Source organism: Cytobacillus oceanisediminis (genome assembly GCF_022811925.1).
Classification (GTDB): domain Bacteria; phylum Bacillota; class Bacilli; order Bacillales; family Cytobacillaceae; genus Cytobacillus; species Cytobacillus oceanisediminis_D.
The window spans coordinates 2,034,256-2,050,031 of the sequence record NZ_CP065511.1 but is presented as its reverse complement, the minus strand read 5'-3'; the positions used below and the strand labels follow the sequence as shown (position 1 = coordinate 2,050,031).

Below are 15,776 nucleotides of genomic sequence, written 5' to 3'. Positions count from 1 at the left end.
CCTCTAGCGTATTTCATCAACAATTCCATCTCTTATGATGATGGTTTTCCCTTTTTCTATGTCTTCCCAGCGGGTACCCTTTTGAACCTCAATAATCGCCTGGACTTCTTTTTCTTTTAATTCGCTTCCTAATGGTAGCATATGTAATTGTTCTATTTGAAAATCGAGCAGCTGGACTTTTTCCTGCCTCATTTGAATTTCCTTTTCAAAATGCTTTTTTAGACTGGCCGGATGCAGTTTTTTGGTTTTTTCCTGTTTTTTCAGTTCAAACCTCAGCTGATCACTTTCTTTCTGCAGCTGCTTTTTTTTGGCCATATAGCCTTCCAGCAGTTCTTTCTTGCTGTTCTCTGTCAGTACCTGCTTAACTGTAACCGATTGAATAATGTTCATGTACAGCGCCTCCCAAATTGATCCGATTAAAAAACGGCTTTACTGACTGCTGTCAAATTCTTAGTTGGCGATGTTTATATTTTTAGATTGTAAAAAAAGGAGGGGAAGCCCCTCCTTTTTTGGTAATACCTGCTCAATTGCAGGATAATTATTCGATGATCTCTAAAAAGATCTTCTTTTGTTCTGATGAACCTGCTGCATAGACAACGGTCCGTATTGCTTTCGCAACGCGCCCTTGCTTCCCAATTACTTTCCCCATGTCATTCTTGTTGACGGAAAGCTGATAGGTTACGCGCTGATCCTCTTCTTGGACATTCACTTGAACATCTTCCGGAAAATCAACAAGGGGCTTAACAATCGTTTCGATAAGCTCTTTCATCTTATAGTGAATTACTTACCGTTTTTAGCGTTATGGAATTTCTCCATAATGCCTTGCTTAGAGAAAAGGTTGCGTACTGTATCAGATGGCTTAGCGCCTGTCTGAAGCCATTTAAGAGCCAACTCTTCATTGATTTCAACGATCGCTGGCTGAGCAACCGGGTTGTAAGTTCCTACTGTTTCAATGAAACGTCCGTCACGAGGAGAACGAGAATCAGCTACAACGATACGATAGAAAGGGTTTTTGTGAGCACCCATACGCTTTAAACGAATTTTTACTGCCATTTTAAAAAGCACCTCCGAATAGTTTCACACAAGATAGTATAATATCAGATAGTTAATTAGTTTGTAAAGGTTTTTTTCTTTACATCTTATGAAAAGCTTAATTGACTAGAAAAGCGCAAGCGCCTTGCTCACCCCCGACAAGCACAAGACTAGCCTTTCGAAAAGGCGTTCTTTGCCTTTTTCGGAGGATTGGCTTGTGACCTCGAGGGGGCAGGCGCTGGAGCTAGACATTACTAAAAAGGGTTAAAAGGAAGCTTAAATCCGCCTTTTTTCTTGCCTTTTTGCTGCATGCCAGCCATTTGCTTCATCATCTTTTTCATGTCTTCAAATTGCTTCAGCAGACGGTTGACTTCAGGAACGGTTCTTCCGCTTCCCTTGGCAATCCGTTTGCGGCGGCTTGAATTGATGATTTCCGGATGAGTTTTCTCTTCCTTTGTCATCGATTTAATAATCGCTTCAACGTGAGTGATTTGCTTCTCGTCGATTTGGATATTATTCAAGCCTTTGATTTTGTTGGCGCCAGGCATCATTTTCAGAAGCTCATCCAGCGGCCCCATATTCCGAACCTGTCCAAGCTGATCCAAAAAATCATCAAATGTGAAGGAAGCAGTGCGCATCTTCTGCTCAAGCTCTTTTGCCTTTTCTTCATCCACATTGGCCTGTGCTTTTTCAATTAGGGATAGGACATCTCCCATACCTAATATACGGGATGCCATCCGTTCTGGATGGAACGCTTCAAGCGCATCCAGCTTTTCGCCAAGACCGACGAATTTAATCGGCGTGTTTGTTACGGATCTAATGGATAGAGCCGCACCGCCTCGGGTATCGCCATCCAGCTTCGTCAGGACAACCCCAGTAAGACCCAGCAGATCATTGAAGCTTTGCGCTACATTAACCGCATCTTGACCGGTCATGGCGTCTACAACAAGGAAAATTTCATCTGGATTGGAAAGCTCTTTGATTTGCTTTAGCTCATCCATTAAGGCTTCATCCACATGCAGTCTTCCTGCTGTATCGATCAGAACATAATCATGGTGATCCTCTTTTGCCTTTGCGATTGCCTGTTTTGCAATTTCAACAGGACTGACTTGATCGCCAAGGGAGAAGACCGGCATATTCAGCTGTTTGCCAAGCGTTTCGAGCTGTTTAATCGCCGCAGGGCGGTAAATATCTGCAGCAACCAGCATCGGATTGCGGTTATACTTTTTGCGGAGCAGGTTTGCAAGCTTTCCGGTTGTAGTAGTTTTACCGGCACCCTGAAGACCGACCATCATAATGACTGTCGGAGGGCGATTGGAAACAGCAATTTTACTTTGCTCTCCGCCCATCAGTTCCGTTAATTCTTCTTTAACAACCTTAATGACCTGCTGTCCTGGCGTCAGGCTCTTTAATACTTCCTGCCCGACAGCGCGTTCGCTGACTTTCTTGACAAACTCTTTGACGACTTTGAAGTTTACATCTGCTTCCAAAAGGGCGAGACGGACTTCACGCATCATTTCTTTTACATCCGCTTCATTAATTTTGCCTTTTCCGCGGATCTTCTGAATTGTATTTTGCAGTCGGTCGGCCAATCCTTCAAATGCCATATATGCCGCCTCCTAATCTAATTTCTCAAGCTCTGCCACTGCTTCTTCCAATGCATCTCGGGAAGGGGATCCTTCCTTAAGCATCTCTTTTATTTCTGCAATCAGCTTGCTGCGCTCTTGAAATTTATGAAATAATAATAGCTTTTCTTCATACTCTTCAAGCATTGCTTCTGTTCTTTTAATGTTGTCATATACCGCTTGCCGGCTAACATCATATTCCTCGGCAATCTCTCCAAGCGAAAAATCATCCAGGTAGTACAGGGACATATAGCTTCTCTGCTTAGGAGTTAACAACGATTGATAGAAATCATATAGGTAGTTCATCCTCGTTGTTTTTTCGAGCATCCCTTTTCCCCCTTGTTAAGTGAAAAGCCTTTACAAAGTAAGTTTACATAGAAGTTCATAGCATGTCAAGAAAATATCTTTACAGGGTTAATTATTCATTTTATTTTTTTTTATAATTTAGCCCGTTGATTTCCGCTGCGTGCACCTGCTTTCCGCGGGGAGGAACGGGAGCCTCCTCGGCTTCGCCTGCGGGGTCTCCCGCTCCCTCTCCTCCCGCAGGAGTCAAGTGCCCTCCGCTCCAATCAACTCAGCGATCTATAATACTTTTTTAAATCCAGCATACTTTATTGAAAAATCCCACTTACTTTTTCCTGTTTTTTGCATCCAGCAGCCTTTTCATGCGTTCTTCTCTTTCTTTCGGCGAGGGTTCTGCTGCTGGTTTTGGCCGGTTTGGTTTTTTCTTTTCTTTTGTTTTTTCCGGTGTTTCTTTTACAGAAGTTTCCCCTTGAAGTTTATCAGGCATCTGCATGGAAGGAGATTGTTTTTCCCTGGAAGATTTAAGGTTTTGAATTTTCATAGGCGCCTCTGGCTTTTCCTTTTTCTTTCTGTTTTTCTTCAAAATTCTCGCAGCGATAGCAGTTAAGCCAAAGCGCCTTACAGCGATTTCTGAAAAAAAGATCAGGAATGCAGCGAGAAGCAGCCACTCGCTGATTGGCTGTTTGGTGCTTGCTGGTTTTTTCAGGGGTCGGAAAGCTTCTCCTCCGCTTTCAAGCTCCTTGCCGCCAGTCATTTTTGAGAGTGACTCCAAATGCTCTTTATTTGTTCCCTTTTGCAAATACTCTTCTGAATAGGGAATAGTAAAACCAGTCTGATGAACCTGTATATTCCCATTTTGATCTGTCTGTTTAATATTTAAAAAATACATTCCTGCACTTTCAGGCATTGTCGCCTCATATTTACCTGGAGCAGTGAGCTTTATATTGGCTTCTATCTGTTCGCCCGTTTCCGACACGATGGAAGCCTCAATTGGCAAAGATATGCTTGCCGCAGACTCCAGGCTGAGCACTGTATTGCCATCCTTATTCTCAACAGCAACCCTGTATGGTTCACTTTCATATTGCGGCAGGGTTTTGGTGACAAGCTGATTAATAAATGATGGCCACTTTTCCCATCGGGCCCAATCTCCTGACCATTTGCCTGAGGAGTCGGATGTAAAGGCAGCAGCCCGCCCCATTCCGTATTGCCATTCAGCAAGTACTGGATCTTCTTTTTCACTTAACAGCGGCACCTGTGCTCGCGGCTTGGCCGTAGCAGCTATATAGGCATTCATTTCTGGAACACCTTTTTCAAAGAGTGAGGACCAGTCTGGGTAGGGCTGAACACTTGGATAAAATGGATTGTCTTCGATATAGGTTCTCGTAGCCATTACGGTTTCGCGTGATAATATACTCGGAATGACGGAAGAGTCTGTAACATCGTAAAAACGCCCTGACCCCATTCCCGCAAGATCTTCAAGCAGCCCTCTATCAGCATCCTGACCAAGTGCAACAGTTGAAAGAGTGATATTCTTCTCTTTCCCGCTTTCGATTAAAAGCTCATAGTCTCCATTTGTGGCAGATTGGCCATCTGTCAGCAAGATAATATGCTTTCTCTGAAGCTGCAGATCTTCAAGCTCACTGTAGGCTTGTTCCAGGGAAGTAAAGATTTCTGTCCCCCCGCCTGGTGTGATGGATCTGATTTTTTCAATTGCCTTCTTTTTATTCTTGAGAGGCTCGGTTTCAAGGATTTCCCATGGCCGGTCATCAAATGCAATGAATCCGAGTGTATCTTCTTCACGCAGCAGTTCCACTGAACGGGCAGCCGCCTCTTTCGCCAATTCAATTTTATTCCCGGCCATGCTTCCAGAACGGTCCATAACTAATACCAGGCCTAAGGAAGGCATTTCTTTCTTGCCCTTGATATCCATATCCACCGGCAGCAATTTCTCAATCGGAGTTTTAAAATAGCCCCCCAGCCCAAAGCTTTCTTCACCGCCGAACATAATAAAACCGGTGCCGAATTCCTTAACTGCCTTCTCCATCAACGTCATTTGCTGCTCTGAGATAACAGTTGCAGGAACATTATTAAAAATAATCGACTGATATTGCAAATAACCTGAGAGAACGGTCGGAAGCTTCTCTGGAAGAACAGTGTCTGTCTCGAGGCCTGAACCTTTTAACAGATTCGCAATATCACCTGCGTCCTCCCCTTGTACGATCAGGACCTTTGGGGTTCCCTTAACATTTACAACCGAGTGAAGTGTATTGTTTTCAGAGAAGGCATCCCGTTCAGCAGCTATCTCTGCTTTATATACCGTTAACCCTGCAGTATCTGCTTTGTGAGTAAAAGTATATACATTTTTCCCTTCGTTCACTTGAACGGTTTCCTTTAAAACTTCTTTATGATTTACAGATAATCTGATATCAGCTTCTTTGGCAATATTGCTGGTAACTTCTATTGTAATCGGAGCCTCTTCTCCTAAATAAAGTGAAGGAGGCATCTTTAATTCTGAAATTGATACATCATCACCTGCTGCTGATCTTAATGGCACATGGTCAATCTCGATATTCCGATTCTTTAAAACTGAGGTAGCCTCCAGGCTTTTGCCCGACGTTTCATTTCCATCCGTCATTAAGACAATTCTGCCTGAAGAATCCCTCGGAATGAGTGAAGCGGCATATTGCAGGCCTGCTTCCAGATTCGATTGTGAATCGTCTGCTTTCCCGTTAAATTCGGTAATAGCTTCACGGTTCCTGCCCAAATTCTGTTCAAGCACTACATTTTTGCCAAAAGCCGCCACCGCAAATTGGTCCTCACTTTTTCTGTGGCTGGCACTGTTTTCTATCCAGGCAAGTGCTTCCTCATTTGCACCCATGCTTGCAGAGCGGTCTGCCAGATATACGACAGTCTGCCCCTTAACCGGAAGGAGGACCTGCGGGACGGTCAGTGCAAAAATTAACAATGAGAAAATGACTAGTCTTAGACTGGCAACCCAAAATTTTTCATTTCCTTTTGCCCTGTAATTTCGAATAAACAAATAGACCATAATGACAGCAGGAATCAGGAGCAGAAACAGGAAGGGATATTTAACCTCGATGCCCACGGCGATATACCTCCCATTCGATAGCAATAAGTAAAAAAGCAATTAACGCCAGCCAGAACCAGAGGCTTTCGTTCGGCCTTTGGATCATGCTGTTTTTTTCAGATGATTTTTCATTCAATGTGAAAGATTCTTCTATTCCTGCATATTTCTCCCTTTCATCCAGAAGGACAGAAAAATAATAAATTTGATTTCCTGATACTGCCTGGTAAGTTCCCGGAATCACAGGAGCTTTAAAGTTTTCTTTGTTTAGATCAAGGGAGTATAGATTTTCGTCTTTATTATTGAAAATCTCCCAGCTTCCATTTCCATTGCCAATATTTATCCATCTCTCTTCCCCGGCGCTGAAATATCCGAGGAAATCTGATTGCTGGGATAACCACTGGTAAGAGTTATACAAAAAGATCGGAAAACCTGGCAGGAGTGGCCAATCTGTGTCGGATAGATCGAAATTGACAATAATAATTGGCTGTCCATTCTGCATTCCCCTCTGGATTAAAGGAATGTCTCCACTTTTCAAAACAGTCTCCCATTCCCCTTTCAATGCAGCGGAAGCGGAACTGATATACACACGGTCAAAGTCTGCATATTCAAATAAAGGATCCTCATCCCCCGAAATTACCTCTTTAAGTTTTGCTTTTTCCTTGCCTGTGTTAAAAAAGATCATTGGCAGCTCTGGAAGTTCCGATATTGTGCTTCCTTCTGCTACAACAACACCCTTCATTTCAAAACCTTTGAGAGCAGCTGGATCTGTCTGCAGCAATTCGGCTCCTATGGTTTGAAAGCCCTTCACCGCAAATGGATTTACATCCCCCATAGTGTAAACCTTTGGTTTTGGGTCTGTGTAAATAGAGGCAGCGAAATTATCTGCACTGTAGCCGTCATTAATGGAAATGGATGCCTCATAATAAGGTTTTTCAGGCAGGTTTTTAATCTGTACGGTTGTTTGTTCATTTGCTTTCAATGATAAATTTTGCTCAAACAAGACTTCATCCTCAAATTGGACGGTAAAACCTGTTTCTATATTTCCGGAAGACTGGTTTTCTATCACCGCAATGGCTGAGATACCATCACCAGCTGCAGCTGTCCCAAACGATTGCAGCGAGACGTTCCCTGCATCCTCTCCAATATTATGTACAACAGTGTATAGGCCAGCCAGTTCCTCCATTAAATCATTTTTTACAGCCGAATCTGAAAAAATATGAAGAGCTGTGTCTTTTCCTGAAGATAAGGAACCTGCCAATAAGAGGGCTTTATCCATATTTTCATGTTCATAAGTAAGTTTTTGCCCATCAATGGTTCTGCGAATGGCATTTGGATCATCTTCACGACTTAATAGGATCTCATTTTTCTCTCCTGCTTTAATCAAGGTTACCTGCTGGCCATTAAGCTTGCCGGCAAGGTCAAGGATTTCCTCTTTTGCGATTTCAAAACGGCTCTTTCCTCCGTGTTCAGCCGACATAGAGGCGGATGGGTCTATAATGATGATTAAATGTTTCCCTTTTAAAGAATCCTCAAGCCAAAATGGGCGAACAAGGGCCAGCATCAATAGGATCAGAGCCAATAATTGCAGCCAAAATAATAGATTCTGCTGAAGCTTTTTCAGCCAAGGGGAGGCCTGCCATTCGTTCAGCACCTGCTCCCAAAGCAGATTGGATGAAATGGTCTTTTCCATGTACTGCTTACGAAAGAAATAAAATAGGATAACTGCTCCTATAAAAATGGATAAAATAAAATAGATAGGATTTAAGAATTGCATTGTGTCCTCACCTGACCAGCCCCTTCGCATACAGATCCCTGAAAAGAACGGTCTGAAGATCTCTTGTTTCCGGGGCAAAGATATACTGGCCGCCATACCGTTTGCATAAAATCTCAAGCTGTTCATTATGTTCTTTTAGGCGCTTTTCATATTCAGCTAATATGGAAGGGCTCATGCTGACATTTACTGCTGTCCCTGTTTCACTATCAATTAACTTAATATCTCCAGAATATGCAGGGTTCAGCTCTTCATCTGCCTGCACCTGAAATAGCCAGAACTCCTGTTTTAACCCCCTGAGCTTCCTAAAAAGGTTTTCCCATTCCTGAAGGGGCTCAAAGCCATCTGCTATTATTACAGCAAGCTGCTGATGTTTAGAAAGAGTTTCTTTCAGACAGCTTAGATAGTTTGTGGACAGAGCTGCAGGTTCAATTTTTTGGATCTCCATGAATGTTCGCCTGCTGTAAACAGAGCCTTTCCTTTTGATAGGCTGCACCCCTGCAGAAGAAACAGCTGAAAAGAAAAGCCGGTCTTCACTTGAAAGCACCATAAAGCTCAAAGCTGATGCCAGCGATTTGGCATATTCCCATTTCTGCTGGATTTTTGTCATTGAAGACGTTGCATCCAGGTAAACTGCAATAGAAAGCTCCTGCTCATCCAGGAAGCGTTTAATATAATGTTTTTGTGTTCTGCCATAGACATTCCAATCTATTTGTCTAATATCGTCACCAGGCTGATAGGCCCTGAAATCAGAGAATTCCATGGAAGATCCGAATTTATGGGATTGCCTGGACCCTGAATGAAATCCTCTTTTCCTTGTCTTTGCAGCAATCTTTCGTTTTTGAAGCTTTGCAAGAAGAGCATGATGGCTGTTCATCAGCTCTTAGCTCCCCAGGAAGCTTCGTTTAACAAAGCTTCAATAATCGAATCCGCTGAAATACCCGCTGCTTCTCCCTCAAAGTTCAAAATAAGACGATGCCTCAAAACCGGATAGGCAACGTTTTTAATGTCTCCTATTGATACATGGAATCGACCGGAGCACATGGCTCTTGCTTTTGCCATACATATCAGACTCTGAAGGCCGCGTGGACCGCTGCCATATTGGACGTGCTTTTTCACTGTTTCTGGTGCACCCTCTGAATCCGGGTGCGTGGAAGTGATCATCCAAACAGCATAATCCAGGATTTCATCTGATAGGAGAATTTCTCTCGAAAGCTCCTGAAGAGCCATGACATCCTTCAATCCGGCGGCTTTATTTAAATGAGTTTTTTGCGTCCCCGTAGTCCTCCGGGCAATTTCTTTTAATTCTTCTTTTGTCGGATAGGCAACATTCACCTTGCATAAAAACCGGTCCGTTTGTGCTTCCGGCAGGGGGTAAGTCCCTTCCATATCAATCGGATTTTGAGTTGCGAGTACAAAAAATGGCTTTTCCATCTTTTTGGTTTCGCCCATTATAGTGACGGTTTTTTCTCCCATTGCCTCGAGCAGGGCACTTTGTGTTTTTGGTGTTGCCCTGTTAATTTCATCTGCAAGGATGATGTTTGCGAATATGGGCCCCTTATGAAAACTGAATGTTTGCCAGCCTGCTTCATCAGGCTGCAGCAGCATGGTTCCGGTTATATCGGATGGCATAATATCAGGGGTGAATTGAATGCGCGAAAATTTGAGATCCAGCACTTCTGCAATGGTTTTAATCAGCATGGTTTTACCCAGCCCAGGCAAACCTTCGAGCAAAACATGCCCTCCTGAGAATATGCTCCATAATACATGTTCGACTACTTCTTCCTGGCCGACTATGAATGATTGAATTTCATCTTTCACTCTTGCAATAATATCTGCTGCTTGTGCGAATTGCTGTTCTTTTTCCTGTGTTGCGGACATTGAAGTCACTCCTTGTCAGGATCTATACTTGTAAAATAATTTTTAACGATTTCCTCTAAATCAGCCGGAAGTTTATACCGGTCTGTACTCTGTCTGTACGACTTTTCATAGTTCCCGAAAACTTCACTGTAAGGTCTGATATTTCCTTTTAAGACAGGACCTTCCCTTTCAAGCTGCTGTCCTGGACTCCCCTGTCCAAGGCTGCCATTGTCATTTTCAATATTCGTCTTCCCTTCCATGCCAGATGGAATGGTGAGCAGATCCCTGGATCCCTGTCCGAGCCCGGCACCTCCTCCAAGACCGCTGCCTGACCCATTCCCTGAGCCAGCCCCAGTACCAGATCCCGAACCATTTCCTGAGCCGCTTCCTGAACCCGATCCGCTGCCATTGCCACTGTTTGAGCTATTGCCAGCTTGATTTTGATTATTTTGCTGATTTGAATTATTCTGCTGCCCCTGCTGAGGCGTATTGGAAGCGTTTTCTGAACTGCCGGGCTGGCCAGGCGGCGCAAACGCGAGCTGTCCCGGCGTCATTCCATTCGAAGCCATTTGCTGCTGTAAAGAAACCCCTGACCGCTGCAAAGCATCTTGTGCTGCAGCCAGCTGTTTAAAAAGCTCTTCTGATTGCAATGCCTTTTCGAGCTGATCCAGGAGACTTGACAGCTCTTCTTCAGACAACTGTGCTTCACTGCCAGTAAGCTCTTTCAAGGCATTTCTTTGATCCTCATCAAGTTCCGTCCTCTGCTTATCAAGCTTTGACAACTCTTCCCTAAAGGAAGCCAGATCTTTTTCTTTCAGCATTCGGCTTAATTGTTCTAACCCGCTCTTATCAAGATTATTTTTCATATTTTCCAGGGCTATTGATTTTTCTTTTTCTTTCATTGCCTTTAACTCTAAGCTTTTTGTTAGCTTCTTTAATTCTTTCAATGCTTCCTCAGCTGACTTTTTTTCTGCAATCTTTTCTTTTGCTTCTTCTAATACTTTTTTCACTTCAAGATTCTTTTCTTTCTCAGCTTTTTTCTCAAGTTTCTCTTTAGCTTCTTCAACTATCTTGATTTCCTTCTCCTGTTTTAGCGCCAATTCCATTTTCTCGCCCGGAATCATGTATAAGAGCACTGCCAAACCAAGAAAAGACAAAAACATTAGAATAGGTTTGGGAAGAATGAAAGGTTTCTTCCTGCTTAAAACCTGATGGTGCACCTTTTTCATATGCTTTACTGCATCTGCCAGCTGCAATCTTGCCAGAATGCCATCATCGTGAAGGAAAGAATGGGCTGTAATGACCCTGTCTTCCGCTACAAACGTGTTATACAATGATGCAGCCTGTATCATGTCAGGGCGCTTCTTCCAAGTTCGAAAAGCTGCATAAAGAGCAGACAGAAATAAAATCAGCAGAAGATAGTTTTGCAGAAATGGGATAACAAAAAATCTTGCTGCCACCATAAGAAAAATGGCCAAGACAGCAGCTGATAAAAGGAACACCTGGAATTCCTTAACGATCAGCTGAAATAGGAGCTGTCTTTTTACCGGTTTTAAAAGTCTAAGATATTGATTGCGGTTTTCCACCGATATCATTCCCTTATTAAAATTTACGGGCAATCCCGTCTCCAGGGATTTGCCCGAATAAATACTAGCCCTTTTTCATATTGGGACGGAGTTTTTTTATGCTCAGCAGAATAGCTCCAATGAAAATCAATGTGTACGAAATTAAGTATGAAATCCATAAAGGAAATTCAATGCCTGTTGATCTAGTAATTTCATTGGTCATTTCCGGCTCAAAGGTGCTCATCAGAATAATGACCGGATTGAGCATAGCCGGGAAGTATGCAAGAGGATTTGTTGGCTGAGTCCCTGTATAGCCATATGCATTGGTTAATTGCATAAAAATCAAAGTCAGGAATGCCGTTCCTCCTGCTAGAAATAAAGTAACCCCATAGGTGGTAACCATCGAGACAATTGTTTTTCTAATGAGCGTTGAAAATAAGACCCCGATGCTTCCATAAACCAGGATTGTAAATAAATAAAATCCCATTGTCGTAAGCAGCTGACCTGGGGAAATACCTCCAAATAAAAATACAAAGCTATAAAGAGGCAAACTTGCCGCAATAAGCAAAATCAAATATGAAATGGAAGAGATCAGCTTGCTCAATATAATGCTTGAAGAGCTTTGGGTCGTCGTGAGCATGATATTTAAGGTCTGCCTCTCTCTTTCACTGCTGATAACCCCAGCTGTCAGACCGGGAGTAATAAACAGAATTAAGCCAAGCTGCAATATAGATAGAACCATAAACATTGTCCGGCTCTGATCAGGTTTAAAAAAGCCCTGCATGTTATTTGACAATGATTCTATAAAGATAAAACCAACAATGATCAGCCCTAATGCCAAGAGGTAAAAGAGTACCCCCAGGTAGCTTTTAAAACTGCGGAAGCGGAGCTTAAACTCTTTATTCAGAACAGGATTTACAACTAAATTCTTCATGTCAGCTCAACTCCCTTTGTAATTTCCATAAAGACATCTTCCAGATCCGTTTCTGCTTCAGCAAAGCTGGTGATCGCCAAATTATTTAAAATGGCTCTTTTCAGCAGTTCTGTTTGTTCTTCAGCTGTCCCTTTATAAATAAACTGAAAAGATGCTCCCTCTTCAAGCAAAGCCAATTTGAATATATTAGGATCATCTTCAAAAAAGGAGACGGCCTTTTCTGCACTTCCATGAACTTTTACAATAATCAGCCTTTCTCCCCTCAGCTGTGACTGAATATCAGCAACAGACCCCTGAGCCACCAGTTTTCCCTGGTCAATAATGCCGATGGTATCGCACATTTCTGCAAGTTCAGGCAGAATATGTGAAGATATTAAAATTGTTTTGCCCATGTTTTTCAATTCTTTTAATATTTCCCTCATTTCAACCCTTGCTCTTGGGTCAAGTCCTGATGCAGGTTCATCCAGAATCAGCACTTCAGGATCATGGATAAGGCACCTGGCCAGGCAGAGACGCTGCTTCATGCCTCTTGATAATAGGTCTACATATGACTCTCTTTTATTTGACAAGTTAACTAGGTCGAGAAGCTGCGGAATCAGCTTCTCGCGTTCTGCTAATGGTATGCCGTAACTCGCACCGTAGAAGTGCAGATATTCATCAGCCTTAAGCTGGTCATAAACCCCGAAGAAATCCGGCATATAGCCAATCTGCTTCCTCACGAGCTTTGGCTCCTTTTGAACATCATACCCGTTTACGTAAGCAGAGCCCAAAGTGGGGGCAAGTAAGGTTGCTAAAATGGAGAAGGTTGTGGATTTTCCTGCGCCATTCTGTCCGACAAAACCAAATACACTGCCTTTTTCTATATTTAAATTTAAAGAATCAATTGCTGTAAATTTTCCGTATCTTTTCGATAAATCAATAATTTCGATCATTTTGCCACCTCCCCTTTGATCGTAACAGCCGGCAATTGAACGAAAGGATCACCCTGAGCTGATTTATTCAGCTTCATAATAAAACGGCCTTCTTTTGAAACAAACTGGATTAAGTCATCTTTACTTGTCAGCTTTATGCTCCTTTGATCCGGTTCAATCGGCAGCCACTCACCAGTTTTATGGTTTTTTATCGAATACTGTACGTTTTGGCTATTGATCCTTACCGAGATTTCTTCTAATCTATATGTTTTCTCTTTTAGCTGCTTCGGAAGGCTGAGAGTATATTCATATTCTCCGTCTTCAAGCATCATTTCTGCATTCGTGCTCCCCATGCCTTTTTCATAAATCTGGCCCTGAATCACATTCCAATCAGCTGCCATCATTCCATCTTTCAGTGTAAAGGATCCGGAGAACTCATTTATGGCCTCAAATGGCTGAAGGATCATATTTGTGTTATTCTGTTTTTCCTTCTTCCCTCTCATTGCTACATCAATAATTGATTCTTTTGTAATGCCTGCAAGGACTGGCTGAGCAACATCCCCAAGCAGAAATGTAGTGGAGGCGTATTCAAGCTTTTCTCTTCTTAACCTATTTATATCATTTTGACCATTGGCAGGGTATGCCACATTAAAAGTTCCTCCATATGGTCTGCTCAGCAGGGACTGCTTTATGGTTTTATCCACTTTAATTGTCTCATCTTTCTTGATTGGCCCTAATTTAATTGCTTCATTGCCTGACCAAATATATAAGTCTTCAAAATCATACTTACTTTCGTTTTTGATTGTTCCAGTTAATCTTTTTTCCTTAAGGGTGAGGTCCGCTTTAAACTTCTCATTGATTTCTGTTTGGGCCTTTCCGTAAATTGTTTTGGATGACCAATATTCTACCTCAGGGAAAATAATCTCATTGTTTTTTACTTTTTCAGCCATGATTCCGCCTTTAAGGGGATCAGTTGAAGTGGAATTGTTTGAATAAACCACTGCATTAAATTCGCCTTTTGGCATTGAGAGGATATATTCACCGCTTTTATTTGACAGCAGGGTTGAAGCCTGATAACCGGTAAGCAGATTGTTATTCACTTTATATATCCCCATCTGGTTCAGCTGCGGCTGAGAAATTCTATCTTTAGCCCCCATTCCAAAGACAGCTGCACCCATTAATATGGCTATGGAAGGAATGATCCACCAGGAATGCTCCCGTTTATCAAGCTTTCTTAATACAAAATAAAGAACAGGCACTATCAGAATAATATAACCGGCAAAAAGTCCAATAAGCTGCCCGATTGAAAAATTGGATGCAGGAAAGAATTCATTCACTTCTGCAAATTCCCAATACAGCTGGTCCAGGTAATCCTGAGAATATGGGCTGGATCCAACGCCGGCACCAGTTGCCTGATTAATAAATTCTGCAAACCATATGTCGTATCCCTGCCATGAAGATAAAGGCTCATCTCCCAGTGAAAAAGCTGTCTGCAAGATCGTCCCGCTTCCATACTCCTTTTTCAATGCTGCTGGAAGATCACCGCTTTCAGCGATAACTTCTGCACCCGTATCAATTGGACCAGTAAAGAAGTTTAGCTCTTTAAAATCCGGCTCCTCTCCCTTTGCTGCCTGCAGGAATTTCACTGCACCGGCGGCCTCGTTTTCAGATTTCATTGGCAGCAAAGAATATAGCTCTCCAAAGGCGCCGCTTGCATCAGGTCCGCCTCCGGCAATCAATGCTCCACCGTTGTAAACCCAGTCCCTTATAGCTTTTTGCTGTTTGTCACTAAGCTGGGAAATCTTGTATTCATCAATCAGCAAATAATCAAGCGTTTCCAATCCTGTTGCGTCATCCGGCAAATCTTCTTTATTAAGTTCAATCATCGATTTGGAAGGAAGCGTCCTTAATTCTTTTACACGGTCATAGTTCTCACTGAGAACACCAATTACTTCAGTTGCCATATCTATAAATTTTGGCTTTAATGTATTTTCACCTTTAAAACTAACCTTTTTTCCGTCTTTCCAATCTCCTTCATAAAGAGTCAGCAATGGAATGTTCTGATACATGGAAGGGTGATCCTCCGTCATGCCTGGGATGGAAACCAGGTATTCCTTAGCTGTTCCGGCAGGAAGCTCTACTTTTACAGTAACCGTACCGCTCGTATTGTAGGATGGATGGTAACTTATCAGCAAATTCCCGCTAAATGCCTCACCTGAATTTTCCATCTTAATCCGCAGAGGGAACCCCTCTCCTCTTTTCACTTTTCCGCCAAAGCCCTCATCTAGAGAAACTTTGATGTCTGTGCTGGCAGCTTCTGCTGATTGGAATGGATGAAACATTAACACAAAGCAGAATAAAGCCATAATGATCACTTTTAATTTTCCGTGCAACCCAATCTCCCCCATTAAAAATCGTAAGTATCAGCCTTTTGTTTTTTTATAGGCAGTCTTTATAACTATAAATTATTGCCAGTCTGATGACTTCTTCCATAGTATAGACGCAGCTTACTGACAAAAAGTTCCTGTGGATACTTATTTAATTAGTTTGTCAGACCTGATTTGAAAGAAATTTATCAACGTAGTGTAATTTTACACTAAAAAATATAAATTTCAAACTATTTTTTATATTAAAATTTATATCATTTCCAAGATAAAAAAACAGCCGGAGAACTCGCTCTCCGGCTG

The 15,776-nt window shown here is 42.4% G+C and carries 13 protein-coding genes; all 13 read right to left on the bottom strand.

The features are described from left to right. Positions 1-3 precede the first annotated feature (3 nt). Positions 4-390: a YlqD family protein gene (locus tag IRB79_RS10515; protein WP_009330782.1), complete on the bottom strand. Its 387-nt coding sequence runs from the start codon at positions 388-390 to the stop codon at positions 4-6. Positions 391-538: 148 nt separating this feature from the next. Then, on the bottom strand, positions 539-769 hold the full coding sequence (locus IRB79_RS10510; RefSeq protein ID WP_009330783.1) for a KH domain-containing protein: 231 nt from the start codon (positions 767-769) through the stop codon (positions 539-541). 11 nt (positions 770-780) lie between these two features. After that, positions 781-1,053, bottom strand: a complete 273-nt coding sequence (gene rpsP, locus IRB79_RS10505; protein ID WP_009330784.1) for a 30S ribosomal protein S16 — start codon at positions 1,051-1,053, stop codon at positions 781-783. A gap of 233 nt (positions 1,054-1,286) precedes the next feature. Then, the gene (gene ffh, locus IRB79_RS10500; protein WP_243508390.1) at positions 1,287-2,639 is read right to left on the bottom strand and encodes a signal recognition particle protein; all 1,353 of its coding nucleotides are present in this window, start codon (positions 2,637-2,639) and stop codon (positions 1,287-1,289) included. Positions 2,640-2,651: 12 nt separating this feature from the next. Continuing rightward, a complete protein-coding gene (locus IRB79_RS10495; protein ID WP_243508389.1) occupies positions 2,652-2,984 on the bottom strand; it encodes a putative DNA-binding protein in 333 nt (110 codons plus the stop codon). Between the two features lie 301 nt (positions 2,985-3,285). After that, positions 3,286-6,066 carry a VWA domain-containing protein gene (locus tag IRB79_RS10490; RefSeq protein ID WP_243508388.1) on the bottom strand — a complete coding sequence of 927 codons (2,781 nt, stop codon included), beginning with the start codon at positions 6,064-6,066 and terminating at the stop codon, positions 3,286-3,288. After that, positions 6,050-7,822 (bottom strand): vWA domain-containing protein, encoded by a 1,773-nt coding sequence (locus tag IRB79_RS10485; RefSeq protein ID WP_243508387.1) that lies wholly within the window; start codon positions 7,820-7,822, stop codon positions 6,050-6,052. Before IRB79_RS10485 ends, IRB79_RS10490 begins: the two co-directional genes overlap by 17 nt. 7 nt (positions 7,823-7,829) lie before the next feature. Then, the gene (locus IRB79_RS10480; RefSeq protein ID WP_243508386.1) at positions 7,830-8,696 is read right to left on the bottom strand and encodes a DUF58 domain-containing protein; all 867 of its coding nucleotides are present in this window, start codon (positions 8,694-8,696) and stop codon (positions 7,830-7,832) included. Further along, complete coding sequence (locus IRB79_RS10475; protein ID WP_243508385.1) at positions 8,696-9,700, bottom strand: AAA family ATPase; 1,005 nt, start codon at positions 9,698-9,700, stop codon at positions 8,696-8,698. The genes IRB79_RS10480 and IRB79_RS10475 overlap by 1 nt, the downstream gene beginning before the upstream one ends. A 5-nt stretch (positions 9,701-9,705) precedes the next feature. Beyond that, positions 9,706-11,274: a hypothetical protein gene (locus IRB79_RS10470; protein ID WP_243509341.1), complete on the bottom strand. Its 1,569-nt coding sequence runs from the start codon at positions 11,272-11,274 to the stop codon at positions 9,706-9,708. Between the two features lie 55 nt (positions 11,275-11,329). After that, positions 11,330-12,178 carry an ABC transporter permease gene (locus tag IRB79_RS10465; RefSeq protein WP_243508384.1) on the bottom strand — a complete coding sequence of 283 codons (849 nt, stop codon included), beginning with the start codon at positions 12,176-12,178 and terminating at the stop codon, positions 11,330-11,332. Beyond that, entirely contained in the window at positions 12,175-13,110 is a 936-nt protein-coding gene (locus IRB79_RS10460; RefSeq protein ID WP_243508383.1) for an ABC transporter ATP-binding protein, read from the bottom strand. The genes IRB79_RS10465 and IRB79_RS10460 overlap by 4 nt, the downstream gene beginning before the upstream one ends. Continuing rightward, positions 13,107-15,482, bottom strand: coding sequence for a hypothetical protein (locus IRB79_RS10455; protein WP_243508382.1), 2,376 nt, complete (start codon positions 15,480-15,482; stop codon positions 13,107-13,109). Before IRB79_RS10455 ends, IRB79_RS10460 begins: the two co-directional genes overlap by 4 nt. Positions 15,483-15,776 lie beyond the last annotated feature (294 nt).

Excerpts from the sequence above, each read along its gene's own strand:
- IRB79_RS10460 (WP_243508383.1), bottom strand. The coding sequence starts at position 13,110 with ATGATCGAAATTATTGATTTATCGAAAAGATACGGAAAATTTACAGCA.
- IRB79_RS10495 (WP_243508389.1), bottom strand. The coding sequence starts at position 2,984 with ATGCTCGAAAAAACAACGAGGATGAACTACCTATATGATTTCTATCAA.
- IRB79_RS10480 (WP_243508386.1), bottom strand. The coding sequence starts at position 8,696 with ATGAACAGCCATCATGCTCTTCTTGCAAAGCTTCAAAAACGAAAGATT.
- IRB79_RS10470 (WP_243509341.1), bottom strand. The coding sequence starts at position 11,274 with ATGATATCGGTGGAAAACCGCAATCAATATCTTAGACTTTTAAAACCG.
- ffh (WP_243508390.1), bottom strand. The coding sequence starts at position 2,639 with ATGGCATTTGAAGGATTGGCCGACCGACTGCAAAATACAATTCAGAAG.
- IRB79_RS10475 (WP_243508385.1), bottom strand. The coding sequence starts at position 9,700 with ATGTCCGCAACACAGGAAAAAGAACAGCAATTCGCACAAGCAGCAGAT.
- IRB79_RS10510 (WP_009330783.1), bottom strand. The coding sequence starts at position 769 with ATGAAAGAGCTTATCGAAACGATTGTTAAGCCCCTTGTTGATTTTCCG.
- rpsP (WP_009330784.1), bottom strand. The coding sequence starts at position 1,053 with ATGGCAGTAAAAATTCGTTTAAAGCGTATGGGTGCTCACAAAAACCCT.
- IRB79_RS10515 (WP_009330782.1), bottom strand. The coding sequence starts at position 390 with ATGAACATTATTCAATCGGTTACAGTTAAGCAGGTACTGACAGAGAAC.
- IRB79_RS10465 (WP_243508384.1), bottom strand. The coding sequence starts at position 12,178 with ATGAAGAATTTAGTTGTAAATCCTGTTCTGAATAAAGAGTTTAAGCTC.
- IRB79_RS10485 (WP_243508387.1), bottom strand. The coding sequence starts at position 7,822 with ATGCAATTCTTAAATCCTATCTATTTTATTTTATCCATTTTTATAGGA.